The organism is Thalassobellus sediminis (assembly GCF_044386045.1).
GTDB lineage: Bacteria > Bacteroidota > Bacteroidia > Flavobacteriales > Flavobacteriaceae > Thalassobellus > Thalassobellus sediminis.
In genome coordinates this window covers 175,754-202,460 of record NZ_JBISCD010000038.1, presented here as the reverse complement: position 1 = coordinate 202,460, position 26,707 = coordinate 175,754, and the positions used below count along the sequence as shown (strand labels likewise).

The 26,707-nt window shown below is 31.5% G+C and carries 27 protein-coding genes and 1 other RNA gene; 12 read left to right on the top strand and 16 right to left on the bottom strand.

The annotated features are described in order from the left end of the window. Positions 1-15: 15 nt before the first annotated feature. The 6 genes from ACH5TW_RS04285 (at position 16) to ACH5TW_RS04260 (ending at position 8,386) form a co-directional block, all read left to right on the top strand. Positions 16-2,034: an aceric acid hydrolase gene (locus tag ACH5TW_RS04285; protein ID WP_439335244.1), complete on the top strand. Its 2,019-nt coding sequence runs from the start codon at positions 16-18 to the stop codon at positions 2,032-2,034. A gap of 154 nt (positions 2,035-2,188) precedes the next feature. Further along, the gene (locus ACH5TW_RS04280; RefSeq protein ID WP_439335243.1) at positions 2,189-3,568 is read left to right on the top strand and encodes an MGH1-like glycoside hydrolase domain-containing protein; all 1,380 of its coding nucleotides are present in this window, start codon (positions 2,189-2,191) and stop codon (positions 3,566-3,568) included. A 169-nt stretch (positions 3,569-3,737) separates the two neighbouring features. Beyond that, positions 3,738-4,979, top strand: a complete 1,242-nt coding sequence (locus ACH5TW_RS04275) for a ribulose-bisphosphate carboxylase large subunit family protein (protein WP_439335242.1) — start codon at positions 3,738-3,740, stop codon at positions 4,977-4,979. After that, positions 4,979-6,364 carry a four-carbon acid sugar kinase family protein gene (locus ACH5TW_RS04270; protein WP_439335241.1) on the top strand — a complete coding sequence of 462 codons (1,386 nt, stop codon included), beginning with the start codon at positions 4,979-4,981 and terminating at the stop codon, positions 6,362-6,364. Before ACH5TW_RS04275 ends, ACH5TW_RS04270 begins: the two co-directional genes overlap by 1 nt. 86 nt (positions 6,365-6,450) lie before the next feature. After that, the gene (locus ACH5TW_RS04265; protein WP_439335240.1) at positions 6,451-7,116 is read left to right on the top strand and encodes an aspartate/glutamate racemase family protein; all 666 of its coding nucleotides are present in this window, start codon (positions 6,451-6,453) and stop codon (positions 7,114-7,116) included. 7 nt (positions 7,117-7,123) lie between these two features. Then, positions 7,124-8,386, top strand: coding sequence for a bile acid:sodium symporter family protein (locus ACH5TW_RS04260; RefSeq protein WP_439335239.1), 1,263 nt, complete (start codon positions 7,124-7,126; stop codon positions 8,384-8,386). A 287-nt stretch (positions 8,387-8,673) separates the two neighbouring features. Here the strand turns inward: ACH5TW_RS04260 and ACH5TW_RS04255 are convergent, their stop codons facing one another. The 5 genes from ACH5TW_RS04255 to ssrA form a co-directional block, all read right to left on the bottom strand. Continuing rightward, positions 8,674-8,850, bottom strand: coding sequence for a thioredoxin family protein (locus ACH5TW_RS04255; RefSeq protein ID WP_439335238.1), 177 nt, complete (start codon positions 8,848-8,850; stop codon positions 8,674-8,676). A gap of 386 nt (positions 8,851-9,236) precedes the next feature. Then, positions 9,237-10,307 carry an alkene reductase gene (locus tag ACH5TW_RS04250; RefSeq protein ID WP_439335237.1) on the bottom strand — a complete coding sequence of 357 codons (1,071 nt, stop codon included), beginning with the start codon at positions 10,305-10,307 and terminating at the stop codon, positions 9,237-9,239. A 23-nt stretch (positions 10,308-10,330) separates the two neighbouring features. After that, positions 10,331-10,780, bottom strand: coding sequence for a RidA family protein (locus ACH5TW_RS04245; RefSeq protein WP_439335236.1), 450 nt, complete (start codon positions 10,778-10,780; stop codon positions 10,331-10,333). A 49-nt stretch (positions 10,781-10,829) separates the two neighbouring features. Beyond that, positions 10,830-11,402: a TetR/AcrR family transcriptional regulator gene (locus tag ACH5TW_RS04240; RefSeq protein WP_439335235.1), complete on the bottom strand. Its 573-nt coding sequence runs from the start codon at positions 11,400-11,402 to the stop codon at positions 10,830-10,832. A 128-nt stretch (positions 11,403-11,530) separates the two neighbouring features. Further along, positions 11,531-11,925, bottom strand: a transfer-messenger RNA (tmRNA) gene (gene ssrA / locus ACH5TW_RS04235). 264 nt (positions 11,926-12,189) lie between these two features. Between ssrA and ACH5TW_RS04230 the strand changes: the two genes are divergently transcribed. From ACH5TW_RS04230 to ACH5TW_RS04220, 3 genes are read left to right on the top strand one after another with little or no spacing between them, the layout of a single operon-like run. Then, positions 12,190-12,621 (top strand): DUF1801 domain-containing protein, encoded by a 432-nt coding sequence (locus ACH5TW_RS04230; protein ID WP_439335234.1) that lies wholly within the window; start codon positions 12,190-12,192, stop codon positions 12,619-12,621. 10 nt (positions 12,622-12,631) lie between these two features. Then, positions 12,632-13,834 carry an NAD(P)-dependent oxidoreductase gene (locus ACH5TW_RS04225; protein WP_439335233.1) on the top strand — a complete coding sequence of 401 codons (1,203 nt, stop codon included), beginning with the start codon at positions 12,632-12,634 and terminating at the stop codon, positions 13,832-13,834. A 21-nt stretch (positions 13,835-13,855) separates the two neighbouring features. After that, entirely contained in the window at positions 13,856-14,647 is a 792-nt protein-coding gene (locus tag ACH5TW_RS04220; protein WP_439335347.1) for an SDR family NAD(P)-dependent oxidoreductase, read from the top strand. A gap of 8 nt (positions 14,648-14,655) precedes the next feature. Here ACH5TW_RS04220 and ACH5TW_RS04215 read toward each other — a convergent pair whose 3' ends face one another. From ACH5TW_RS04215 to ACH5TW_RS04175, 9 genes are read right to left on the bottom strand one after another with little or no spacing between them, the layout of a single operon-like run. Continuing rightward, positions 14,656-15,327 (bottom strand): DUF1361 domain-containing protein, encoded by a 672-nt coding sequence (locus ACH5TW_RS04215; RefSeq protein ID WP_439335232.1) that lies wholly within the window; start codon positions 15,325-15,327, stop codon positions 14,656-14,658. Next, positions 15,315-15,698, bottom strand: coding sequence for a ribosomal maturation YjgA family protein (locus ACH5TW_RS04210; protein WP_439335231.1), 384 nt, complete (start codon positions 15,696-15,698; stop codon positions 15,315-15,317). Before ACH5TW_RS04210 ends, ACH5TW_RS04215 begins: the two co-directional genes overlap by 13 nt. A gap of 30 nt (positions 15,699-15,728) precedes the next feature. After that, positions 15,729-16,418, bottom strand: coding sequence for a hypothetical protein (locus ACH5TW_RS04205; protein ID WP_439335230.1), 690 nt, complete (start codon positions 16,416-16,418; stop codon positions 15,729-15,731). Next, a complete protein-coding gene (locus tag ACH5TW_RS04200; protein WP_439335229.1) occupies positions 16,415-17,044 on the bottom strand; it encodes a SanA/YdcF family protein in 630 nt (209 codons plus the stop codon). Before ACH5TW_RS04200 ends, ACH5TW_RS04205 begins: the two co-directional genes overlap by 4 nt. Then, the gene (locus ACH5TW_RS04195) at positions 17,041-17,418 is read right to left on the bottom strand and encodes a hypothetical protein (protein ID WP_439335228.1); all 378 of its coding nucleotides are present in this window, start codon (positions 17,416-17,418) and stop codon (positions 17,041-17,043) included. Before ACH5TW_RS04195 ends, ACH5TW_RS04200 begins: the two co-directional genes overlap by 4 nt. A 5-nt stretch (positions 17,419-17,423) precedes the next feature. Further along, positions 17,424-18,803: a DUF4153 domain-containing protein gene (locus ACH5TW_RS04190; RefSeq protein ID WP_439335227.1), complete on the bottom strand. Its 1,380-nt coding sequence runs from the start codon at positions 18,801-18,803 to the stop codon at positions 17,424-17,426. A gap of 1 nt (position 18,804) precedes the next feature. Beyond that, the gene (locus ACH5TW_RS04185) at positions 18,805-19,293 is read right to left on the bottom strand and encodes a Coq4 family protein (RefSeq protein ID WP_439335226.1); all 489 of its coding nucleotides are present in this window, start codon (positions 19,291-19,293) and stop codon (positions 18,805-18,807) included. Between the two features lie 45 nt (positions 19,294-19,338). Further along, the gene (locus ACH5TW_RS04180; protein ID WP_439335225.1) at positions 19,339-19,632 is read right to left on the bottom strand and encodes a winged helix-turn-helix domain-containing protein; all 294 of its coding nucleotides are present in this window, start codon (positions 19,630-19,632) and stop codon (positions 19,339-19,341) included. A 60-nt stretch (positions 19,633-19,692) separates the two neighbouring features. Then, positions 19,693-20,298: a hypothetical protein gene (locus ACH5TW_RS04175; protein ID WP_439335224.1), complete on the bottom strand. Its 606-nt coding sequence runs from the start codon at positions 20,296-20,298 to the stop codon at positions 19,693-19,695. A gap of 87 nt (positions 20,299-20,385) precedes the next feature. Between ACH5TW_RS04175 and ACH5TW_RS04170 the strand changes: the two genes are divergently transcribed. Next, positions 20,386-20,775 carry a DUF1801 domain-containing protein gene (locus tag ACH5TW_RS04170; RefSeq protein ID WP_439335223.1) on the top strand — a complete coding sequence of 130 codons (390 nt, stop codon included), beginning with the start codon at positions 20,386-20,388 and terminating at the stop codon, positions 20,773-20,775. A 236-nt stretch (positions 20,776-21,011) separates the two neighbouring features. On the opposite strand, the gene ACH5TW_RS04165 is transcribed toward ACH5TW_RS04170, so the two are convergent. Together ACH5TW_RS04165 and kdsA are read right to left on the bottom strand one after the other, a co-directional pair. Beyond that, a complete protein-coding gene (locus ACH5TW_RS04165; protein ID WP_439335222.1) occupies positions 21,012-21,872 on the bottom strand; it encodes a hypothetical protein in 861 nt (286 codons plus the stop codon). A gap of 88 nt (positions 21,873-21,960) precedes the next feature. Then, positions 21,961-22,779, bottom strand: coding sequence for a 3-deoxy-8-phosphooctulonate synthase (gene kdsA, locus ACH5TW_RS04160; protein WP_439335221.1), 819 nt, complete (start codon positions 22,777-22,779; stop codon positions 21,961-21,963). Positions 22,780-23,129: 350 nt separating this feature from the next. On the opposite strand from kdsA, the gene typA reads away from it, so the two are divergent. After that, entirely contained in the window at positions 23,130-24,929 is a 1,800-nt protein-coding gene (typA, locus tag ACH5TW_RS04155) for a translational GTPase TypA (protein WP_439335220.1), read from the top strand. A 395-nt stretch (positions 24,930-25,324) separates the two neighbouring features. Next, entirely contained in the window at positions 25,325-26,626 is a 1,302-nt protein-coding gene (locus ACH5TW_RS04150; protein WP_439335219.1) for an O-antigen translocase, read from the top strand. The last annotated feature ends 81 nt before the right edge of the window (positions 26,627-26,707 follow it).

The following is a 26,707-nucleotide window of genomic DNA, read 5'->3' as shown; positions in this document are numbered from 1 at the left end:
TAAATAACTTTTATAATGACGAAAAATAAAATATTAATATTCAGTTTATTAGCTTTTAGTATAATAGTCTTTGGGCAAGATAAAGGCTTGGTCGCTAATGGTAATAGCCCACACGCTAAGCTAAAAAGTGTGAATTTACAAGATGTTAAGTGGACCAAAGGTTTCTGGAAAGAACAATTTGATGTTGAATTAGAGCAAACAATTCCTTTTATGTGGGATTTGTATCATAATGATTCTATAAGTCATGCTTATGCAAATTTTGAAATAGCAGCAGGATTAATGAAGGGGAAACACGCAGGGCCTTCGTTTCATGATGGTGATTTTTATAAAATATTAGAAGGTCTAGCATCAGCCTATGCAATTACTAAAGACCCTAATCTAGATAAACAAATGGACGAGGCCATTGCTATGTTTGTTAAAGCTCAAAGAGCAGATGGTTATATTAATACACCCGTATTAATAGAAGAACGCTGGGGTACTTTAGGACCTGAAGAACTTAAAAAACAATTAGGTTTTGAGAAGTATAACATGGGACATTTAATGACATCTGCATGTGTTCATTACAGAGCAACGGGGAAAACAAACTTTTTAGAAGTAGCAAAAGGAGTCGCAGATTTCTTGTATGATTTCTATAAAAAGGCATCACCAGAGCTCGCTAGAAATGCTATTTGTCCGTCGCATTATATGGGTATTATAGAAATGTACCGTTCGGTTAAAGATCCACGTTATTTAGAATTGGCAAACAATTTAATTGATATTAGAGGAACTACGGATGATGGTACCGATGATAACCAAGATAGAATTCCTTTTAGAGAACAAACAAATGCTATGGGGCATGCCGTAAGAGCTAATTATTTATATGCTGGTGTTGCTGATTTATATGCCGAAACAGGGGAAGAAAAATTGTTGGAGAACCTGAAATCAATCTGGGAAGATGTGACGTATCGAAAAATGTATATCACCGGAGGTTGTGGTTCATTGTATGACGGTGTATCGCCTGATGGAACAGTTTATAATCCATCAATTGTTCAAAAAATACATCAGGCGTATGGCAGACCTTATCAATTACCAAATGCTACAGCCCATACCGAAACATGTGCTAACATAGGGAATGTACTATGGAACTGGAGAATGCTACAACTTACAGGAGATGCTAAATATACCGACGTTATGGAATTAGCGCTTTACAATAGTGTATTATCTGGTATAAGTCTTGAAGGAACGGAGTTTTGTTATAACAATCCTTTAAATGTTTCAAATAAATTACCTTTTAAACAACGTTGGGGGAGCGAACGAGAAGGCTATATAGCATGGTCAAACTGCTGTGCACCAAATGTAACCCGAACTTTGGCTCAAGTTAGTAATTATGCCTATAATGTTTCAAAAGGAGGATTGTATGTTAATTTATATGGTAGTAATCATATAAAAACGGAAACTTTAAACGGTGATAAAATTGAAATAGAACAACAAACAAATTATCCTTGGGATGGTAACATCCTTTTAAAAGTAGTGAAGGCTCCAAAAAAGGGGTATGCATTCCATTTAAGGGTTCCAGGATGGAGCCAAGGGGCTACAATTACAGTTAATGATAAGGCTGTTGATACTGAGGTGATTTCGGGTAGTTACGTAAAAATTAATCAAAAATGGAAAAGGGGAGATGTTATAGAATTGAATATCCCTATGCCTGTAGAACTTATGCAAGCTAACCCATTAGTTGAAGAAACCAAAAATCAGGTAGCAGTAAAAAGAGGCCCATTGGTATATTGTTTAGAATCTGATGATATTTCAAAAGCAGTTGATATCAATACGATTGTATTAGATGTAAACTCAGATTTTACTATTAAAACTATGAACATAAATAGTAGAGAAGTTATAGGTATAAATGCAAGGGCATTTGTTGAAACTGACGATTGGGATAATGTATTGTACAAGCCCATTTCTACAACAAAAAAGTCTATTGACATTACTTTGATTCCTTATTACAGTTGGGGAAACCGTTTAAAGAAAGAAATGACGGTTTGGATGCCATATTAATGAACTTAAATTTTTAATAAGTCAGTTGTATGTTTGATTATGAAAGCAGCCGCAAACAGGATTGTTTTATAATAAATCCATTAAAACTTATAGTATTATTCGCACATATTAGTTTACATCGCAACGAATACATTGATATAAAATAAAACACATTATGAAAAGAATTCTAATTATTACATTTTTAATAGGAACTATCGCAAATTCTTTTGCTCAAATGCCTTCACGTACACCAGAAAATATTAAAAAATATAAGTCTATATGTCGTGAAAATATATACAAGGAGATGAAAGGCATGTATCGAGAAGCTGGAGGTTCGTTGAAATATCCATTTCTTACCCCTGGCAGCAACCAATATCTTGATATGCTTTGGGATTGGGATTCATGGTTAAGTAATGTTGCTTTAAGACAAATATTACTTGAAAAAGGCTCAGCAAAAGATCGTAAAGAGGCACTTAAATATGAGCAAGGTTGTGTGTTAAACTCGTTAAATTACGGAGGGATGGACGGTTGGATTCCAATATGGATTGAGCGTAATGCTCCCAGTCGAAATGAAATGCTGAGCACCATCAATCCATGGAAAAGCAATATGCATAAGCCTACGTTGGCTCAACATGCTGCCTTTATTATTAAAAATATGAATGGTGATGCAGAGTGGTTACGCGATGATTTTTATTATATGCAAACCTTTGTGAATAAATATCTTAATTGGCACAAGCACCCAACTACTGGGTTAATGTATTGGCAAACCGACATAGCAATTGGTGTCGATAATGATCCCAGCACTTTTTATCGCCCTTATGGTAGCTCAGGGTCAATATTTCTTAATTCTTTAATGTATAAAGAGTTACAGGCGATAAGCTATATTGCAAATCGTCTTAATTTATCAGATATAGCTAAAACTTATACCAATGAAGCAGATAAGTTACTGGAAAATATCAGAGAACACAATTGGGATCCTCGAGATGGATTTTATTACAGTGTTGATTTGAATTTACGCCCTATTGAGAAACCGAATACAGAATCTTTGCAGCCTGGACAATTATTTTTTCATGTTGGCCAACCACGCAACTATAATGCTTTGATCCAACGTTTCAGTGTTTGGAGTGGTTTTATGGCGATGTGGGCAAATATTGCAACACCAGAGCAAGCCAGTATTATGGTAGAACAACATTTTCATGACACCAGTTCATTTAACTCGGTTGCAGGCATCCGTAGCTTGTCGCCATTAGAGAAAATGTATAATCTTAGAGCCAGTGGTAATCCTACATCATGGTTAGGACCCATTTGGATCAATGTGAATTATTTAGTTTTTAGAGGTCTGCTCAATTATGGCTTTGAGGAAGAAGCGAAAGAATTAGCAGAAAAAACTATTTTGCTGTTGGGTCTTGATTTTGAGCGCTTTGGTGCATTGCATGAATATTATATGCCTGATAATGGTGAGCCTGTTCTAAACAAAGGATTTCAAAATTGGAATTTTCTTGTGCTTAATATGGCAGCTTGGCTTGATAAAAAACCTATTGTAAAAGAATTTTAATTTAATATATAATCATTTAAACCCTCAATCCTATAATGGCAAAACTATAGAATTTGAATAGCAGAACAATTGCTTATGGAAGGTAAGTTGGCATATTGTTTAGAACCTGATGATATACATACTAAAAAAAGAAATGACCGTTTGGGTGATTTATAAATAACAAAATAGAATGGAACGAATTTTTGCAGAATATTTAATTGAAACCCCGTACGATTTAGAACAAGCGGCAGCGGTATTAGCAGGCGAGCAATCTTCAGGAACATTTGTTTCTGTGCCAGGGGAAACCGAAGCTTTAAAACAGCGTTTTGCAGCACGAGTAGAAAATATTGAATTATTGGATGTAGTTGACGAACCTTCAATTCCAGGTGGTAAGATTCCTGGAAAAAAATATCAAAAAGCAAAAGTAAAAGTCAGTTGGTCTATAGAAAATTTTGGGTATAATTTACCAGTTTTAGTGAGTACATTACAGGGGAACCTTTATGAAATAACACAGTTTACAGGTTTAAAATTAATGGATTTAGAATTTCCAGAATCTTTTAAAGAACATTATAAAGGGCCGCAATTTGGCATAAAAGGTTCAAAAGCATCCTGCGGTGTAGTAAATAGACCCATGATTGGAACAATCATAAAACCAAGTGTTGGTATGTCTGTTGAAGAAACGGCGGTATTGGTACAAACGTTAATTGATGCAGGTATTGATTTTATTAAAGATGATGAATTAATGGGATCTACGGCTAATTCACCTTTTAATGAACGGGTGAAAGCCATTATGAAAGTTATTAGAAATAACGAGCAAAAAACAGGAAAAAAGGTTATGTATGCGTTTAATATTTCGGATGAGATTGACGAAATGCAACGAAAATATGATCTCATAGTTAAGGAAGCAGGTAGTTGTGCCATGATTAGTATTAACAGTGTTGGTTTAGCAGGAACAAAGAAAATCTGTGATAATGGACAATTAGTTATTCACGGACATAGAAATGGCTGGGGCATGTTAAACAGACATCCTTTATTAGGAATCGAGTTTCCTGCATATCAAAAAATTCAACGTTTAGCAGGTGTAGATCAATTACATGTAAACGGCATTCAAAATAAATTTTGGGAATCAGATGATTCGGTAGTAACCTCAATAAAATCTTGTTTAAAACCCTTTTTAGGTGGTAATGAAATTTTACCAGTAGTATCTTCGGGTCAATGGGGCGGACAAGCTATGGAAACCTATAGAAGAACACAAACTACAGACTTATTGTATATGGCTGGTGGCGGTATTTTAGCACATCCCATGGGACCTAAAGCAGGCGTAAATGCGCTGCAACAAGCATGGGAAGGCGCAGTAAATGGATTGTCTATTGAAGAAACAGCAAGTAAACACAAAGAATTTGCAGCATCGGTTAAGAAATTTTCTAAATAATGAATCAAAAAAATAACATATTATTAGCGTTTTACGGAGATGATTTCACGGGTTCAACTGATGCTCTTGAGTTCTTAACCTTAGCAGGTGTAAAAACAGTCTTATTTCTTAAAACACCTGAGCAAAAAGATTTAGATAAGTTTGAAGGATTACAAGCCATAGGTTTAGCAGGAAAAAGTAGGTCACTATCTCCTTCTGAAATGGAAATAAAATTAGTGCCAGCATTCAAAAACTTAAACAGTTTTAAACCCGCACATTTTCATTATAAAGTGTGTTCTACTTTCGATTCGGCACCTCATGTTGGAAATATTGGTAAAGCGATAGAAATAGGAAGTACCGTTTTTAATCAAAAAACAGTGATGGTATCTTTAGCGGCACCCCATTTACGAAGGTATTGTGTTTTTGGTAACTTATTTGCTAAAATGGGGACCTTTGGTGACGGACAAATTTATAGAATAGATAGGCACCCATCAATGAGTAAGCATCCAGTTACGCCAGCCTTAGAAGGAGATTTAACATTGCATTTAGCAAAGCAAACGTCTAAACCAATAGGCCTAATAAATGTTAGCACAATTGAAGAAGGAAAAAAATCAGTTATAGATGCTATAGTGCGAAATAAAGAATCAGAAATTTTATTTTTTGATGGATTTAATAAGTCTCATTTACAAACAATAGGAAGTGTTTTTAATGAATTAGCAAAAGAAAAAACATTGTTTTCGGTAGGTTCATCAGGTATTGGGTTTGCTTTAGGATTAGACTGGAAAGCTCAAGGTATTATTCAAAACGAAATGGATTTTGAATTGCCAGGATATGTTGGGCCAATTTTAGTATTGTCTGGAAGTTGTTCTCCAGTAACAGAAAATCAAATAGAATATGCATTAGAAAATGGATTCTCTGAAATTGCATTAGAAAGTCATGCGGTTGATCCTTCATATCAAGATAAAATTATAAAGAATGTAACGTCTCAAATTGTAAACAATTTTGAAAAAGGCCTTAGTACTGTTTTGCATACAAGTAAAGGTTCGCAAGATTCACGTATTGTAGAAACAGAATTGTATTTTACTAAGCAAGGCTTAGCTTTAGATGCTATTCAAAAAGAATGTAGTAAAATATATGGTTATGTTTTAGGACAAATAATCAACAATGTATTATCGAAAATAAAAATAAAAAGAATGCTTCTAGCAGGAGGAGATACTTCAAGTTATGCGGCATCAGAATTAAATATTTCAGCTCTTGAAATGATAGCACCAATAGCTCCCGGAGCACCACTTTGTAAGGCTGTTTCAGATAATGAATTGGTAAACGGATTAGAGTTGAATTTTAAAGGCGGACAAGTAGGTACTAAAGATTATTTTATAAAAGTTTTAAAAGGAGAAAAATTATGAATAAGCTATAATAATTAATTTGATAGGTATCGAAATGATTATTGACGATTTACATTTGACATTAAATAACAAATAAAAATTAATAAATGAAAACTAAAACATTAGGCTTTGTTCATACATCGGCAACATTAGTCCCGTTATTTCAACAATTAACAAACGAGTTTATAGAAGGTACTGATACCTTTAATATTGTTGATGACAGTGTGATTAAAGATGTCATAAGAAAAAGCGAGTTAACACCAAATACCGCGGCAAGAGTAGTAAGCCATATACAAGCTGCAGAAGCAGCCGGAGCAGATGTGATATTAGCAACCTGTTCGTCTATTAGGTCTGCTATTGAAACCGCAGCAACTTTATGTAACGTTCCTGTTATTAGAGTCGATCAAGCCATGGCAGATGAAGCGGTACAAATTAGTAACAAAATAGGTGTGATTGCAACCTTGCCAACCACATTAGAGCCAACAAGTGATTTGGTAAAAAGAAGAGCCGAAGTAGTTGGTAAAAACGTATCAATAACTTCAAAATTATGTGAAGGTGCATTTGAAGCATTAATGAGTGGAGATGCAGCAAAGCATGACGACATGGTAGCAAGCGCATTAAAAGAATTAATGAAAGAAGTTGATGTTATTGTTTTAGCACAAGCATCCATGGCTCGTGTAGTTGATGGTTTAAGTGCAGACGAAAAGTTAGTACCTATTTTAGCAAGTCCAGCCATTGCTATGAAAAAATTGGCTGAAATATATTTTAAATAAAAATACGATGCGTAAATATTTTCTTTGGATTGCAATTATTCTATTTATAGTAGCTGGTTTTGGCGGGTTACAACACATTGATTTGTTATGGAAACTAGGTTTAGTTGTTGGTTTTTCAAGTTTAGCAATTGGAGTAGGGGCATTAAAATCCTTAGAAGGTTACCAATATACGTTTTGGATAATTGCAGCAGTATTTGGGGGCTTATTATTTCCAGACACCTTTTTAAATATTGGAGGATTCGATTTGCGTAACAAATGGCTCATTCTCATTATTATTCAATTAGTAATGTTTGGAATGGGAACTCAAATGAGTATAAAGGATTTTACAGGAATTAGAAAATCAGGTAAAGGGGTTTTAGTGGGATTACTGTGCCAATTTACCATCATGCCAATAATGGGCTTTATTATTGCCAAAACATTTGGTTTTGATGCAGAAATTGCAGCAGGTATTGTATTAATAGGCTCTTGTAGTAGTGGATTGGCTTCAAATGTAATGACTTATATTGCTAAAGGAGATTTAGTATTATCAGTTACTGTTACAGCTATTTCAACAATAACAGCACCTATAATGACTACCTTTTTAATGAAACTATTTGCTGGGACTTTTATAGAAATTGATATTTTTAATATGATGATGAGCATTGTAAAAATTGTATTGGTGCCTTTATCTGCAGCCATGATTCATGATGCTTTAAAAACTTACGGATCAGGGGTCAAAAAAAAGATTAACTATTTAGCTGTTATATCTGGTTTGTGGTTAATACTAGCATTTGTGTTTTGGAATTCTTTTGAATTGGTTGAAGGAAGTATAGCAGCTGTTTTATTAGAGGTTTTAAACTTTATAGCTATTGCTTTTGTAGCAGGTGTACTATATCATATATTATATAAATTTAACCATAAAGTAGATGCATTTATGCCTTACTTTTCTATGTTTGGAATTGTGTATTTTACTTTAGTAACGACCGCTGCAGGAAGCGAAAATTTAATTGAAATTGGAGGGTTATTATTTTTAGCAGCCATATTGCATAATACAGCTGGATACTTATTTGGCTATTGGTTAAGTAGAGGAAGTGGTTTAGATAAAAAACAAAGCCAAACCATTGCTTTCGAGGTTGGTTTGCAAAATGGTGGTTTGGCTTCAGGAATAGCAGGCTCTATGGGTAAATTAGCAACCTTAGGTTTAGCAGCAGCTGTATTTAGCCCATGGATGAATATATCAGGCTCTTTATTAGCTAATTATTGGCGTATAAAACGAGAACGAGAAAAATAGATGTTATAATTTTTTGTTTCAAGTTCATCCCTAGAATGCTTTAAATAGTGTATTTCATAATGAAAACATAATTTGTTTATAAAAAAAAGTGCTAATTTTATTTTTGATTAGCATTTTTGTGGTTTATCTAAAGTCATGTTTGTATAACTAGTTTAATAAGGCATTTAGTTTTTCTCTTAAAACGGTTTCAGGTTGTAAACCAATAGCTCTATCTACTATTTCAGAATCTTTTAAAAAGAATAAGTAGGAATACTTCTAATTCCAAATTTTGATGCTAATTCTTGGTTTTAATCTACATTAACTTTCTGAATTTCTACTTTACCTTCATATTCCTTTGATAATTTTTCTACCGTAGGTAATAATGACTGGCATGGTCCACACCAATCTGCATAAAAGTCTAATAATACAGGTTTGTCTTGATTTATTAGTTTATTGTAATCTTCATTATTTTCTATTGTTTTCATATCGATTTTTGTTTTTAATTAAATTTAAATTGTGTGATATAGGAATTGCGTCGTCTGCTATTCCATAGATTTCTTTTTATGTTAGTTATTAACCCAAAGTTTGATAAACCCGTTTTTTTCTGTTTTTGTTTTGCTATTTCCATAATATATTTGTTTTGTTATTATGTAGCAAAGATCTGAAGATAGTAAAGCTTATTAGTAGGTAGAGTTTCCCGAGAAGTTGGCAATTTTTCCCGAGGCTAAAAAGCCCCTCTGTTAATGTTAATAAAAGTTGGTATATGACAAGGTTTTTAGAATAGTAAGAATAAAAAAATGCCTTTTTTAAAAGGCATTTTTATTCTACTTTTTAGGCGTTAAAAACACTTAGTTATATTGTAACAAAGTGTTTAATAATCAGTATATCCAACTGCATCTGGTGAATAAAAGGTATTCATGTCCGGACTTACTAACTCCTCATTGTTTTTAAGTTTTTCAACAAAATTAGGATTAGATATAAAAGGTCTACCCACGTAAACTAAATCTAAACCACTATCAAGAATCGTTTCTGCCTTTTCTAAGGTATTAACATCGCCACCAGAAATAATGATGCCTTTAAAGTTTTCTTTGATTATTTTTTTTATATCAGTAGTAAAATCTGGTGCACCAAAAGCCACACGTTGATCAACAATATGTATATAGGCTACTTCAATTTTTGCTAACTCTTTAGATAAATAGATAAACGTATCTTCTAATTCATCGTAGTCAGATAACATGTCATTAAAGGCTCCGTAAGGCGAGAAACGAATACCTACTTTATCACCTCCTATTTCATATGCTATTTTTCTAGCTATTTCTAATACAAAACGTGTTCTGTTTTCAATAGATCCTCCATATTCATCTTCTCTTTGATTAGATTTCGGATTAATAAATTGATTCATTAAATATCCGTTTGCTGCATGTAATTCAATACCATCAATACCTGCTTCATTTATTAACCGTTTTGCAGATAGTACATATTCGTTTTCAGCAGTTTTTATTTCTTCATGAGTCATAGCTCTAGGTGTTTCATGCGGCACCATTCCGGTTTCTGTAAACATTTCGCCTGCAGCTTGAAGACTAGAAGGCGCCAAAGTAACTGTTCCTTCAGGCATATTTGCTTTTGCTGTAATTCTACCAGTATGCATTAATTGAACAAATATTTTACCATCTGCTTCGTGTACTGCATCAGCAATAGTTTTCCAGCCTTTTATCTGAGCATCTGTAAATGCTCCAGGAATTCTTGGGTAGCCTAATCCATTAGGTGACGGCGATGTGCCTTCGCTAATTATAAGCCCTGCACCTGCTCTTTGTTTGTAGTAGGTTGCCATTAATTCGTTAGGAATGTTGTTTATAGCTCTACACCTGGTAAGTGGTGCCATTACAATTCTGTTTTTTAATTTGGTGTTTTCTCCAAGTTTAAATTCTTTAAATATTTCCATGTTATTAATTATTATAGTTACTATTATTTTATTGTAAAAGAGCAGGTAAGTCCTGCGCATAAATTTGAATACAGTTTTTCTACACCAAAAATGGCTCTTGAATGTTGTCCTTTGTCCCCTAAAACTTCGAGAAATAGATCTGAAGCTCCATTTACAATTTTAGGAGCATCATTCCAGTTATTCCCAGATTGATAGTAGGCGTCAAAATGATTAAGACCAATTATTCGGTCTAAACCTATTTTTGTGTGTACTTGTGCTAAAACATTTAGAGCACACATTTGCATGGCTTTGTAACCATCTTCATTTGTTAGTTCATTTCCAAGTCTACCTTGATAATGATACTTACCATTTATTATAGGGAATTGAATCGCTATATATGCTATGTTACCACGTATGTTAACTGATACGTAACTCCCACCAGGAGTTGAAACTTCTGGTAATTCTAGATTTAATTTTTTTAGTTTCTCAAACATTTTTATTTATTATATAATAGACCAGTCGACTATTGATGTTTAAATTTTTTTATTTTAATATTAGTTTCAATCCAGATACAAAATTCTGTAAAGGATCAATTGATTTTTCACATTTCATACGTAATAGGGCACCTTCCCAACTGTTCAATATAAAAGAAGCTAACATTTTAGATTCTGTGTCTTTATTTATTTCACCTGCTTCTTGAGCTTCAATAATACATGTTTCTAAAGCATTTTGCCAAAGATTAAATTCTTGAGCTATGACATTTCTAAAACTTTCATTTACATCACTCAACTCGGTACTTGAATTACCCATTAAGCATCCTTCTGTGCACGCTTTGTTTTTAAAATAGTCTATTTTATTTATATGAAGTTGAATAATTCTGTTCTTTGGACTAAGTGATTTATCTTCAAGAACACTTTTATAATCAAACAATCCCATTGAAGAATGTTTATTAATTACCTGAATACCAAAATCCTCCTTACTATCAAAATAATAATAAAACGAACCTTTAGGAACTTCAGCTTTCGCTAATATCTCTTTTAGACCAACATTGTGGTAGCCCTTTTTAGAGAATAAATCAATTCCAACAGTTAGTATTCTATCTTTTGTTTCAGACATGTGTATTCTGTATTAGACCAGTCGACTACAAAAGTAGTGTGATTTTTTAAATAACCAATGTTTTTTCAGTTTTTTACATTAAAAAAAAAACCTTAATTATTTGATAAACAAATTTTTAAGGTTTTTAAAAGTGGAGTCGGAGAGAATCGAACTCTCGTCCAAACAAGTAACCAAAGAGCTTTCTACACGTTTATTCTTTTCTTGGGTTTTCGATTAAAAGCTGGTTAAAGACAACCCACTAATAACTTATCTTCTTTAGTTTCAAAAGGGCAACAAAGCACTACCCAATCTATGTTAACATTTACGATGCCTCAAAATAGAACGCCGTTAACCAAGGCTTTCTGGAGACATAAAGCTTGTACACCTTGTGTACCTAGGCTAATCTTACTATAATTCAGATTATGCAGCTAAAGCGTAGTTATTCTCGCCGTTTAAAATTTGGTCTAGCCTTTAACGTGTTTCAATGCCATTACACGACGTGCTTACCGTTCAATTAATCTCGCTGTCAAAACCAGTCGACCCCAATTTAATGAAATAGTAAATTTCTAATTTACGTAATTGAATTAATCCTGAACTTGTTTCAGGAACCCACCAATTAAGCTTGTTAGGGCGTTACCCTATCGGGTCAGGCTCTCGGCAGTCGCTTCCCGATAAAAAAAATCGGGAGAGCTTCAACAATGCCTCCATCCTTAACGCGGGCAGCAAAGTTATCAAAAAACTTTGTATACCACTTCAAAACTAGTACATTTAGTTCAAAATTTATACCAATGTATAGTAGTGTGACAAAATGAGTGATAATCTAGAGCTAATAAGTAACCCAAAAGTTGCAACCGTTTTTAATAAGTATCCAAAGCAGGTAAAAAAGCAAATGCTTCACCTTCGTAAATTGGTTTTAGAAACAGCATCAAAAATTGAAGGACTTAATAAGCTAGAAGAAACACTAAAATGGGGAGAGCCTAGTTATATTGCAAAACACGGAAGTACCATAAGAATGGATTGGAAAGAAAAAAATCCAGAACAATATGCTTTATATTTTCAGTGTACATCAAGATTAGTATCAACCTATAAAACCATCTATAAAAATGAATTTAAATTTGAAGGCAATAGAGCTATCATTTTTAAGTTAGACGATAAAATTCCAGAAAAAGAATTAAAACATTGTCTGTTACTCGCATTAACATATCATAAAAGAAAACATTTGCCTTTAATGGGCGCATAAATAACGAAGTATGAAATTCGCAATTATAAAAGAACGTAAAAATCCACCAGATCGTCGTGTGGTATTCTCACCATCAAAATTAGCAGAAGCAAAAAAACAATTTCCAGACGCTACATTCAAAGTAGAATCATCAGATATTAGAGTGTTTTTAGATAAAACCTATCAAGACGCAGGATTTGAAGTAACAGAAAATGTTTCCGATTGCGATGTTATGATAGGTGTAAAGGAAGTCCCAATCGATGCCCTTATTCCGAATAAAAAATACTTTTTCTTTTCTCATACCATAAAAAAGCAGCCTTATAATAGAAAACTATTAAAAGCTGTTTTAGATAAAAACATAGAATTGTATGATCATGAAACTATCGTTAACGAAAAAGGATTTCGATTAATAGGTTTCGGACGTTATGCAGGCATTGTTGGTGCTTATAATGGATTTCGAGCATGGGGATTAAAATATAATACTTGGAATTTACCAAAAGCAGGTCCGTTGCCAAATCAACAAGCGTTAATAAACGAGCTAAATAAGTTAGAAATTCCAAACATAAAAATATTGCTAACAGGAAGCGGAAAAGTATCAAACGGATCTCAAGAAATGTTGGATGCCATGAACATTAAAAGCGTTTCGGTTAACGAGTATTTAAATACCACATTTAACGAACCTGTATATTGTAAGATAGATGTGTTAGACTATAATAAACGTTTAGATGGACAAGTTATTGATATGTTTGACTTTTTTGATAATCCGCAAGCGTATGAATCTAATTTTATGCGTTTTGCCAAAGTAACCGATTATTATATAGCAGGTCATTTTTATGGCGATAGCGCGCCTTATTTATACACAAGAGACGATGTAAAGTCGCTCAATTTCAACATAAAAGTAGTAGCCGATATTAGTTGTGATGTTGATGGACCTGTAGCTACAACACTTCGTGCATCAACCATTGCAGATCCTATTTATGGGTATAATCCAGAAACCGAAACCGAAATAGATTTTAAAGACGAAAAGGCTATAACGGTTATGGCAGTCGATAATTTACCGTGCGAACTCCCGCAAGATGCCAGCGAAGGTTTTGGTGAGATGTTTTTGCAGCATGTTATTCCTGCATTTTTTAATAATGATGCCGATGGTGTTTTACAACGTGCAAAAATGACCGAAAACGGAAAATTGACCGAACGGTTTTCGTATTTACAGGGTTATGTGGATGGAAATTAATATTTTTGTAATAATTATAAAATCAGATTTATTATTAAAACAGCCTTAGTAACAGGAGCAGCATCAGGATTGGGTTATGAGTTAGCACTTTTATTAGCAAAAGATGACTATAAATTAATTTTAGTAGATGTCGATGAAGATAATTTAGAAAATTCTAAAGAGCAGATAACAAAAGAATTTAACGTTGAGGTTATTACCTTAACTAAAGACTTGAGTTTACCCAATGTCGCTCAAGACATTATAGACGATATAGGTAATACACCCATAGATGTATTAATAAATAACGCCGGCTTTGGCTTGTTTGGTTCGTTTGCTGATACCGATTGGAAAAGAGAATCGGCCATGTTGCATGTTCATATTTTAACAACTACCCATTTAACAAAACTGGTGTTAGAAGGCATGATTAAACGAGGCTCTGGACGAATTTTAAATATGTCGTCTTTAGCCGCCTTTCAACCAGGACCTTTAATGTCTATTTATTACGCATCAAAAGGTTATATGTTGTCTTTTTCTGAAGCTATCGCAAATGAACTTAAAGGTACAGGCGTTACCGTAACCGCTTTATGCCCAGGGCCTACAAAAACATCCTTTCAAGAAACTGTTTCTGAAAACACCTGTAAGAATAAAATAAAATTCAATATGGCTTGTGCAAAAGAAGTCGCTTTTTATGGTTACAAAGCCATGAAAAAAGGAAAAGTATATGCTATTCCAGGTGGCTTTAATAAGTTTTTAGCAACTTTACCTCGGTTTATGACTAGAAATGCGGCGACCAATATTGTTAGAAAAATTCAAGCAAAAAATAGAGCGGATTAGTAACCATTCTAGTTTGTTTTTAAATTAGTAAGTGTTTTAAAACTCCAAAAACCAACACTCAAAAAAGTACCGAATAGCATAGTAAACAACCAAACTTCTTTGTTTTCTATAGGTTTTACAGCAATATTTATAATATCAACAAATAGATATTTAGGATTACTTAATAATTCCCATGAGTTGTAACGAAGAAAACGCCCTAAATACACACCAAATGCAGATAAAAAGAGAATACCTGTTATGGTATAATTAACAAAAGATTCATTTAAATTTAAATAGCTTTTTAATTGGTTTTTCATATCGACTAAAGAGAGGTAGAAAAGTAGTAAGCCGTTAAAAGCAAAAGCACTTACAACCAAAATGTCTAACCATAAAAAGGAATCTCTATTTAATCTTAAATGCATTAAATCTGTAATAATGTAAGGTGCATTTGGTAAAAAAAGCAGCCATACACCAAACCATAATACAAAACCTATTTTATTGAGCTTTGGGGAACTTGCCAAATAGCTTGTTATGGCAAAGGGAATGACTGCTAAAAACAAATTCCAGACTAAAAACAAGTAGAAAAAGGAATGTGTTAATTTCATTCGTATCATAAGTAAAACAATACTTAAAAGCATGGAAATACTCACTAAAGCGAATATTTTAAATCGATTTAAGATGAGTTGTTTTATGTAATCCATAGTTTGTAAATTTTATATTCAATAGCTAAAATTGTTATTGTACCTAAGGTATAAGCCACTAAATCGGAAATTTGAAATGTACTTCCAAACACTAATTTTATTAAATGATTGTTTTGAAGATTAAGCATTTCTAGAATGTTGATTAATTGTAAAAACTCAATTAAAAAAGCAAATGCTAAAACACACATAGCAATCTTAAAATGATTGTTTGGAATAAAACTTTTAAAGAAGCAATAAATAAGTATTACCACTAAAAAATCGCCGAATGTATGCCGAATGAAACCGCGTTTTAAATACATAGCTATTACTACTTCCGTTATAAAAAGTAGTATGGTAATTATTAGATATGTTTTGTTGATTTTTAGGTTCATGTATTTATTCTCTTAGTTAAATTTTTAATTCTATCTCATCCAGCCTTCAACAATATAATTTCTTTCAGTTACTTTGAATTCTTTATCATTATTTGGTTGAAACCATAATTCAATTCTACATGCATATTTATATCCCCAAGAGCCTTCGTAAATTGTAAAATGACCAGAACGTATTTTATAATCTATATTGTCAACTTTTATTTTAGACCTTTCTTTAATTCTTTTTTCAGATAACCTATCGTTTGAGGTTATTTCAAAAGCTTTTATATAGAATTCACCTTTTTTTGTAGGTTTGAAATCAGTATAATAGCCATAACTTCCTCCCCAACCAGATAGGATTAAGTCATAATTATCAAAATCACTTTCTATAGGTGTTTTATTAAAGGGTTCATAAATTTCTATATTATTAGGAATTTCTTTATGAACACCATAATAGTCTGGTGGAGAGAACATAAAAATAATTGATACATAAGAAAATAATAAAATAGTAATCCCTATTTGAAAGATTATATAGTACCATTTTTTAATTGTAATTTGGACAATACTAGAAATTATTGTTCCGAAAATATTGATAAAAAACAGATATAAGAATACATCAATAACCCAATCTCTTTGTAAAACACAGCCAAGAATAAAAATTCCATATATAAAAAAGTAAGTAACCAAAGGAATCCACCAAATTGTGAAGTACTTATGGATGTTGTTTATTTTTAGTATCATATAATGTCTATTTTTTTTCCTAGAAACTTTGGTTCTACATTAAAAAGAATATCTAATGAAGCCTTTGTTCTAGCTATATATTCACGGAGTTTTGTTTTAAAGCCATATCTGCCACTTATGTCTTTTGCGTTAAAAGCAATGGCGTCTATATTAAAATGTTTGGCTAGGTATATGGCACGTTCGTTATGGAATTTCTGAGAGATAATTGTAATAGCGTTTAGTCCAAAAATTTCTTTAGCTCGTATTACAGAATCTAGGGTTCTAAATCCAGCATAGTCTAAATAGATTTTATTTTCAGGAACGCCCTTAGTTATTAAATCGTTTTTGAAATCGGTAGGTTCATCGTAATCTTTTCTGCTATTATCTCCACTAATGAGTATGTATTCAATTTTACTAGATTTGTATAATGAAACAGCGGCTTCTAACCTGTATTTATAATACAAATTTATACGTCCGTTAGAGGTGAATTTACCAGTACCTAAAATTAAACCAACTCTGTTTTTGGGGATTGTTGATTCTGTATCATAAATGGAGTTTTTAGCCTTAAATGTTGTATACGAATTTACAATTAGCACATAAGCGATTATAAAAACAATTGGTATCCTCAATTTTTTTAAATATTTCATTTTGTTATTGTTTTAGGTTTTATAAGCCAATTCCAGGATTTTAAAGAGGTGAAAAAGGCCGATGCAAAAAATGCTAATGCATAAATATTAAAGTTTGATTCAATAATACCATAAAGGCATAAGCTAAATAAGCCAATGGTGTAAAAAGGAAAATATCTTTTGTAAATAGTTTTAAAAGTTGTAGACTTTTTTTTCGACCAAAAAAATGGAGCAATTGTAAGACAGATAGTTAAGGCGCAGCATATACTTATAGGTATTATAGATAGAAGAATAAATAGAGAAACATCAACACTTGTTGGCTTAGAGAGGGTAATTGTCCAAAATAATAACATGGATAACCCTGATGCTTTCATAATCGTAGATGATATATTCATCGATTTTATTTTATTTTAAAATTATCAAAGTGTACTTCTTGCCAATTATTGTTTTTTAATTCAGACATATACTTTATATGCTTTTTATCTATTTGATGTTTTTTGTCTCCTTTTAATTGAAGAGCGTCTGAATAATTTTTAAGTATAAAAGTGTTGTTGTTTGAAAGGTCTATTAAGTATTTAAAATCCATAGACTGCGCATAATAAAGGTTGTAAGTTGTAATGTAGCTATCCCAATTAATAGCACAAGACACTATTAAAATTGTAAAAGCCGTTAGTGTGTTTATTCTAAGTAAATACCAGAAATTTTTAATTTGATTAACTTTTATAGCGGTAGTTGTTAATCCTATTATTGTAAGCAGTAAATAAACTAAAACACCAATACGTTTGTAAGTAAGACCGAAATAATAAATGTATTGGCAGTCTTTAATTACTATGTTTATAACCAGAATGGCGTTTAGTATAATCCAGATATAAGCTAGTGTTTTAAGGTTTTTATTGTCTTTGTAAAAATTTAAATTTCCTCTAAAAAAGTAAAGTATAATGACGATGGCAATTATAATAGAAGCAATAAGCGCATTAATACCGTTATGAACTTGTGACGAAAAAGAAGAGGCTCTAAAATCATTTGCTGAAATTAAATAGGTGATGTCTGTAATAAGAAATAATAGGATAAGAATATTTAAAAGAACGATTAATATGAGTGCTAATTGATTTTCTTTTTTTACAACTTCAATTGAAAAATCACCCTTTTTAGTTAAAGTGTTACCTGTTTTTAAGTCAATTTCGGTTGCAGGATCTATTTGAATAGGGGTTGATATGTTGTATAATAAATAATAACCTAATGATGCTAGTAGTAACCATTGAAAATTAATGAAACTAAAATCAATTTTAGAAATGATGTCATTGAACATGGGGTTTCCATTTTTGTAGAGTGAAATAAAAATGATGATTACGGTTACAGGAATTCCAATAATTTTTATCCAATGCACATAATCTACCTTTTTTTTGGGTTCAGCTTTTTCTTCTTCTATAGCAGTATTAAAATTACGATGGAAATAACCTGTAATAAAAGTATATAAGCCATTTATCCAATTTATGTATATGGAAGAATGATGTTCTGACACATGACCTATTAAAGTGAAAAAGGCAACACAATTAGCAATAATAGAAAGGTTCGATTTGTATAGAAAAATTGCTATGGCAGTAATTAGATATAGAATACAAAAAGCAATAGTTCTTTTTTGTTTAAATGATTTTGTATTATAAATAGCTAAGGCAATAATTGTGATTAAACTAAATAAGGACATGTTTAAGCCAATGACTTGTTTGTAAAAGAGAGTGCTAAATAAAAGTGCTCCGATGATTAGTGATATTTTTTTCATTTTAAATATTAATTAATGATTCTTGTTGAGATTTTGAGAATATAATTTGTCTAAATTCGTAGATATTGACTTTTAATAATTTTCTATAATCATAATGATGAAATGCATTTGCATTTCTACCAATATTGTATGATTTATAATAATATTTATAATAATCGGGTAGAATAATTACGCCTAAAATTATAGCTCCATATAAATAAGGGCTTCTTTTACCATTTCCAAAACATAAACATTGTAGCGCAATTTCATCTTCTACATTGGTGCCGTAGCCTGTTATTGTATGGTAAGCATCATGTCTTTCAACTTTAGGAATTAATTGAAAATTATTTTTATCTAAGAATAATCCTAAATGCTTTCCTAATGACTCATGATTATAGGATAATAATTCATCTTTTGAAATACCCCAAGCTTCATGTTTTTTAAATAGGCTGGTATAAACCTTTTGAGATTTATCAAATAACCATTCTATAAGTTTTTTTCTTAATTTCATATTTAAAAGTACTTTGTATTTCAAAGTAATTGAATAAAAAAATAGTTATTGTTTGTTTATTAATTTTTCAATTGCGTTAATATGTTTTTTAAATTCTGCTTTACCAAGTGTTGTGGTAGAGTAGCGGGTATTTGGCTTTCTGCCAATAAATTGCTTCTCAACTTTTATGTATTCAGATTTTTCAAGAGCTTTAGTATGGCTTGCTAAATTACCATCGGTAGCACCTAATAATTCTTTCAGCATATTAAAATCGGCATACTCATTTACCATCAAAATAGACATAATGCCTAATCTAATACGGTGATCGAATACTTTATTTATGTTAGTTATGATGCTCATTTTGTCATTCCTGCGAATTCAGGAATCTCCTTTTTTAAAATTCAAATATACTGAGAACTATTATCTATCATATTTTAAATGCATCCAAGTACCATAAATTATATGCATGATTCCAAAACCTAAAACCCAAAGCCAAAATCCGTAACCAGGTAATAACGTAGCTATAAGACCTAATATAATTTCAATATATCCTAAATAACGAATATCGCCGATGCTGTATTTTGATGCGTTTACTAAAGCTAGTCCATAAAAAATAAGCATCAATGCACCTGTGTGACCATATTTTCCTTGATTTAAAATAATTAAGATATATAACCCACCAGCAACTAAAGGAATTAAAAAGTTTATCACTAATCTTTTTGAAGTGGCATCCCACATTTTAGCATTATTTTTTTTAGCTTTTCTGGTAGTTAGTACAATTCCAGTAATAATGCTAAAAAATGCAACCAGACATAAATCTAGCATGACTAATCTATAAATTTTACCATCAAGAATTAATGTCCCATTACTATATTGTGTTACTAGCCAATAAGCAACAGTAGCACCAATAAGTCCATAAACACCAGCGAGTATTCCAGATAAGCCACTAAGTGAAATAAAACGAGACGATTTATTCATTAAATCTTTAATCTCGTTGAGGTCTTTTAAATAATCTTTTGATTCCATGTAAAAGTACTTTGAATTACAAAGTAAATAATTATTTTCCAATTACGCATCATAAATTTTTGTTAAGTTTGAAATAAAAATAGACTATTGAAACCTGTAGAAGATTATTTTTTAAATCAAAAAGAGCCATTTCAATCTATCATGCTTTATGTGAGAAGTGTTATTTTAAGTACTCTGCCAGAAGTAGAGGAGCGGTACAGTTATAAAATTCCGTTTTATAATATTGGTAAAAAGCCTATGATTTATTTAAACATTTTAAAAGGTAAGCATTATGTTGATGTCGCTTTTGTACAAGGTATTTTACTTGAAAATGAATTTCCTATTTTAAAAAATGATAATAAACGCAAACAAGTACGGTCTATTCAATTAAAAAAAATAGAAGATTTAGATCAAGAAAATTTTGTTGCATTATTACACGCAGCTTCAGCTTTGCTTAATAAAAGTAAAAGAGCTTGGTTTATTGACGATGCTAAATAATAAGAAGGTTTCTACAGCTCTTACGCTACAAATATGCTATAATTTTGGTTTGAAATTGATGTTGGCAAATTTGTGTGGGAGCGATTGATACGGCATCCTTTTTTTGCTGCCATATATGGCAAAAAAAGATATAGTGGAAAGCGCGGTTTTTAAATTGATCTAAACTATCTAACAGCCATTGGCTGTTTTCCTTTTAATTTCAAATTTAAAAACCCACCACCTCGAAAAAACTTTTTTTAAATTCTGAATATGCCTCCAAAAGCTATAACACGTTGTAAATACATGAAATGTTGCGAAGCACTTTCGGCTGTATTACTTGTGGTTCTAATATTTGGCATATTAATATAGCCTCCTTTCATATCTAACTGTAAAAAGAAGTGTTTAAAGAATGTGAAGTTTAAACCAGCATGAAGAGATACACCATAACCGGCTAAATGAAACTCGTCGTACCTATCTTTTTGTAATAGCGTTGTATTTGTTTTTGGGTATAAAATACCGCCTGCGATACCTTCTGTGATATTTATTTGAAACTTATCTGTGTTTGGTAAATTAAACAACTTAGAAATGTCATCGTATCTTGAAAATTCTGCGTGCACATAATTTAAGCCATTGGTGTGTTCGAACATTAAAAAGTCTTCAGAAACAAAAAAGTCTTCGTTGTTATATGTGCCATTATAAATAGCACCAGCTTCGGTAGCCGGTAAATTAATGTAGCCATCAACAGTTTGGGTTCTATTTCTATTCATGACATATTTCATATGGTCTACACCAAGTGAAACGGTATATTTATCTGAAATAAAATAACCAATCTTAACATTCGTTTGCGGAATGGTTATTCTAGAAGGGTTTATATAATCTATATGCCAACCTTTAGGTTTGTCGTGCGCCGAAGCATCTTTAATAGTGAAATTGTAATCTTCTCCTTTAAAATGAATATCTGATCTTGAAAAAGATTCTCTATTGCCACCCCAGCTTACAAAGAATTTTCCTTTGTTTGAAGCGGTATATTTTATGTCTTCAGTTTCTTGAGCAAAAGTATTTATGCTTGAGATTAATAGTAGTAATAATGTAATAGGCTTTAATAGGGGTGATTTCATTGTTTTAATTTTGATTGTGAAATGCTATTTGACGTTGTAAATAATCATTCCTTAAAGAAAAGGGGTGAAATACTTTAGTTTATAATAATTAAAGTGCGTTTATAGTTTTTCTGATGGCTACTAAATTAGAAAGTAATTGTTCTAAATTATCTAAGTGTAGCATGTTAGCTCCATCACTTTTTGCATTTGCCGGGTCGAAATGCGTTTCGATAAATAAGCCGTCTACATTATTTACAATACCAGCTCTGGCAATAGTTTCAATCATGTCAGGTCTGCCACCTGTAACTCCAGTTGTTTGATTCGGTTGTTGTAAAGAATGGGTAACATCTAAAACCGTTGGTGCGTATTGACGCATGGTTGGAATACCACGAAAATCTACAATCATATCTTGGTAGCCAAACATAGAACCTCTATCAGTAATCCAAGCTTTATCGCTACCTGCATCTTTTACTTTTTGTACGGCATGCTTCATGGCTTCCGGACTCATAAATTGCCCTTTTTTTAAGTTTACCACTTTACCTGTTTTGGCTGCGGCAACTACCAAATCGGTTTGACGGACTAAAAAAGCTGGGATTTGTAATACATCTACATATTGAGCAGCTTTTGCAGCATCAGTAACATCGTGAATATCGGTTACTGTAGGAATATCAAAAGTTTCAGAAACTTTAGCTAAAATTCCTAATGCTTTTTCGTCTCCTATTCCTGTAAAACTATCAATTCTACTACGGTTTGCTTTTTTAAAACTGCCTTTAAAAATATATGGAATTTCTAATTTATTTGTAATATTAACTACTTTTTCGGCAATTCGTAACGCCATGTCTTCTCCTTCAATAGCACAGGGGCCACAAAGTAAAAAGAAGTTGTTTGAATTGGTGTGTTTTATTTTTGGAATATCTTGAAGATTCATAAGGTTTTGTTTCAACAAATTTAGGATGTAAAGGTACAACATATGCCGAATTATTTTTAGTTTCAAAAGTTAATTGAATTTGTTAAAAATATTGACGCTATAGTAATTATTGGTAGAATGATTTCTTTGATCTCTTTGAAGAGAGTATTTGTTTAAATGGCTGCATTTACAAATATTTAGTTAATAAGAGATGAATAAGTAAAGTGTTACTCTTTGTTTTTGAGTAATTTAAGTTTGTTTTGAAGTAGATTTTGAAAACTAAAAAGGGTAATGTTTAAATAAAATTATTTATAATATTAATCCAATTATTTATAGTTACCTTTGCACGCTTAAAATAAGGCACTATAATTATGGCTACTATTAAAAATATTGCAATTATTGCACACGTAGATCACGGTAAAACAACTTTGGTTGATAAGATTATGTATCACTGTCAATTATTTAGAGAGAACCAAAATACAGGTGATTTAATTCTAGATAACAACGATTTAGAGCGTGAAAGAGGAATAACTATTACATCTAAAAATGTATCTGTTGTTTATAAAGACACGAAAATAAATATTATTGATACACCTGGTCACGCCGATTTTGGAGGTGAGGTTGAACGTGTATTAAATATGGCTGATGGTGTTTTATTATTAGTAGATGCTTTTGAAGGACCTATGCCACAAACACGTTTTGTATTACAAAAAGCGATTGATTTAGGTTTGAAGCCTTGTGTGGTTGTTAATAAGGTAGATAAAGAAAATTGTACACCTGATGAAGTACATGAAAAAGTATTCGATTTAATGTTCGAACTAGGTGCTGAAGAATGGCAATTAGATTTTCCAACGGTTTATGGTTCTGCAAAGAACAACTGGATGAGTGATGATTGGAAAAATGAAACTGATAACATTGAACCATTATTAGATATGGTTATCGAGCATGTGCCTGAACCTAAATTACCAGAAGGGAACACACAAATGCTAATTACATCTTTAGACTTTTCTAGTTTTACAGGTCGTATTGCAATTGGACGTTTAACAAGAGGAGAATTAAAAATAGGACAAAATATTTCGTTAGTTAAGCGTGATGGTTCTATTGTTAAGAATAAAATTAAAGAACTTCATATTTTTGAAGGGCTTGGACGTATAAAAGTAGACGAAGTTCAAACAGGAGATATTTGTGCTATTGTTGGTCTTGAAGGATTTGAAATTGGTGATACAGTAGCCGATTTTGAGAATCCAGAAGGTTTAAAAACTATTGCCATTGATGAGCCAACAATGAGTATGTTATTTACTATTAACGATTCGCCTTTCTTTGGTAAAGATGGAAAGTTTGTAACGTCTCGTCATATTAAAGATCGTTTAACGAAAGAACTAGAAAAGAATTTAGCACTAAGAGTAGAAGAAACTGATAGTGCTGATAAGTTTATGGTTTTTGGTCGTGGTGTATTACACTTATCAGTTTTAATTGAAACGATGCGTCGTGAAGGTTACGAGCTTCAAATAGGACAACCTCAAGTTATTATTAAAGAAATTGATGGTGTTAAATGTGAGCCTGTTGAAGAAATGACTATCGATTTGCCAGAAACTGTTTCTGGTAAAGCTATAGAAATGGTGACTTTAAGAAAAGGTGAAATGCTAAGTATGGAAGCTAAAGGCGAGCGTATGGTTTGTGAATTTATTGTACCATCTCGTGGTATTATAGGTCTGCGTAACCAATTGTTAACAGCTACTGCTGGTGAGGCTATTATGGCTCACCGTTTTAAAGAATACCAACCATTAAAAGGAGGTATTCCTGAAAGACAAAATGGTTCTTTAGTGTCTATGGAAAAAGGACAAGCTATTCCTTATTCAATTGATAAATTACAAGATAGAGGTAAGTTTTTTGTAGATCCAGGAGAGGATATTTATGAAGGTCAAGTTATTGGTGAGAATTCTCGTGGAGATGATATGACGGTTAATGTAACAAAAACTAAAAAATTAAGTAACGTACGTTCTTCTGGTGCCGATGATAAAGCTAAAATTGTTCCAGCAATTAAGTTTTCTTTAGAAGAAGCTTTAGAATATATACAAAAAGATGAATATGTTGAGGTAACACCAAACTTTTTACGTTTACGTAAAATTTGGTTAACTGAAGTAGATAGAAAACGTAACAAATCAATATAAAATGGAATTCTTAGGAATTTCCTGGGTAGAATGGGTTGGATATATTGCTACGGCAATTGTTTTAATATCATTCTTAATGAAATCTGTTAATAAATTACGAATAGTAAACTCCTTTGGATGTTTACTATTTGTGTTTTATGGACTTTTGTTAACGCCTATTTCAAAACCTATCATAATTACAAATTTTGCTATATTTAGTATTAATCTATATTATTTATTGAAAAAATAATATAATTTTAAGTATTTAAATTCCTACTTACAACAGAATTAGTACATATCCGTAAAATGATTTTGTATATTTGAAACTCTTTAAAAGAATAAAATATTTAATACCTCGTTAATATTAAATATTTACTCTTTAAGTCTCTTATAAACAACGATTAAATAAATATTAATTGAAAAAATTAATAGATTATATAAATAAAAACGTTTTAATTAAAGTTACATCGTTGCAAACAGCTTCTGTTTTAACTAGATTGATAGCTGGACTGTTAACTTCAAAAGCTATAGCCGTTTTTATTGGTCCTGTAGGATTAGCGTTAATAGGAAATTTACAAAATTTTGTAAGCTCTTTTCAAACTATTGCTATTCTTGGTTTTTATAATGGTTTTGTTAAGTACGTTTCAGATTTTAAAGATAATGTTGTAGAACTAAGTAAAGCCATATCTTCAGTGTTTTATGTTGGTTTCATATCAACTATAATTGTGTCTTTTTTCTGTTATTTTAATGCCGATTTAATTAATAATTTAATATTTCCTTCTTACAACAATTATGCATATGTTATTGAGATATTTGCTATTGTATTACCCTTTTATGCTTTAAACATGTTTTCATTTTCAATAATGAACGGGTTTTCAAAGTATAAAATACTAATCATTATTAATATAATAGGGCAAATATTAAGTGTTTCTGTAGCGCTTCTTTTAATTTATCAAAACGCCATAGAAGGTGCATTGATATCTGTAGTTATAGCAGAATCATTAATCTTTTTAATAACTTTAGTTGGAATAATAAACAGACGTTCTTTGGTGTCTTTAATAAAGGTTAATAATGTTAGTATAAGCTTTTTGAAAAGAATGAGTTCGTATTCGCTTATGGCTCTTTTTACTGCTGTTTTACTGCCTATTATAGCCATTGCTATAAGAATGCATATTATTGAAAGTGTTAGCTATAAAGATGCTGGATTTTGGGAAGCTATAACAAGAGTATCTAAATATTATTTAATGTTAGTTAGCTCTTTAATGGCATTATATATTTTACCAAGGTTTTCAGAAATAGATACAGTTAAAGAGTTTCGGAAAGAGGTGTTTAGTTTTTATAAAACGATAATTCCAGTATTAATTATTGGGTTATTGCTAATATATTTGTTAAGATCATTAATTGTCAGTTTGATTTTTACGGATGAGTTTAAACCTGTTGAAGATTTATTTTTATGGCAGTTGTTAGGAGATTTTGTTAAAGTTTTATCTACCGTTATAGCCTATCAGTTTTTAGCTAAGAAAATGTTTTGGCATTATATTTTAACAGAGGCTTTTCTAATTATAATTTTATACACTACAAGTATTTATTTTATCGATTTATTTGATAGTGCAAAAGGTGCTGTAATAGGTCATTTTGCAAGTTATGTAATGTATTATGCTATTATCTTACTTATATTTGGAAGTTCCCTTTTTGGAGTGGATAGTGAGAAGCAATAGAGTTTTTTATAATGTCTTAATTTAGAATATTGAATCAATATTAAATTTGATGATAAAGTACTTTTCAAAAAATAATTTAAT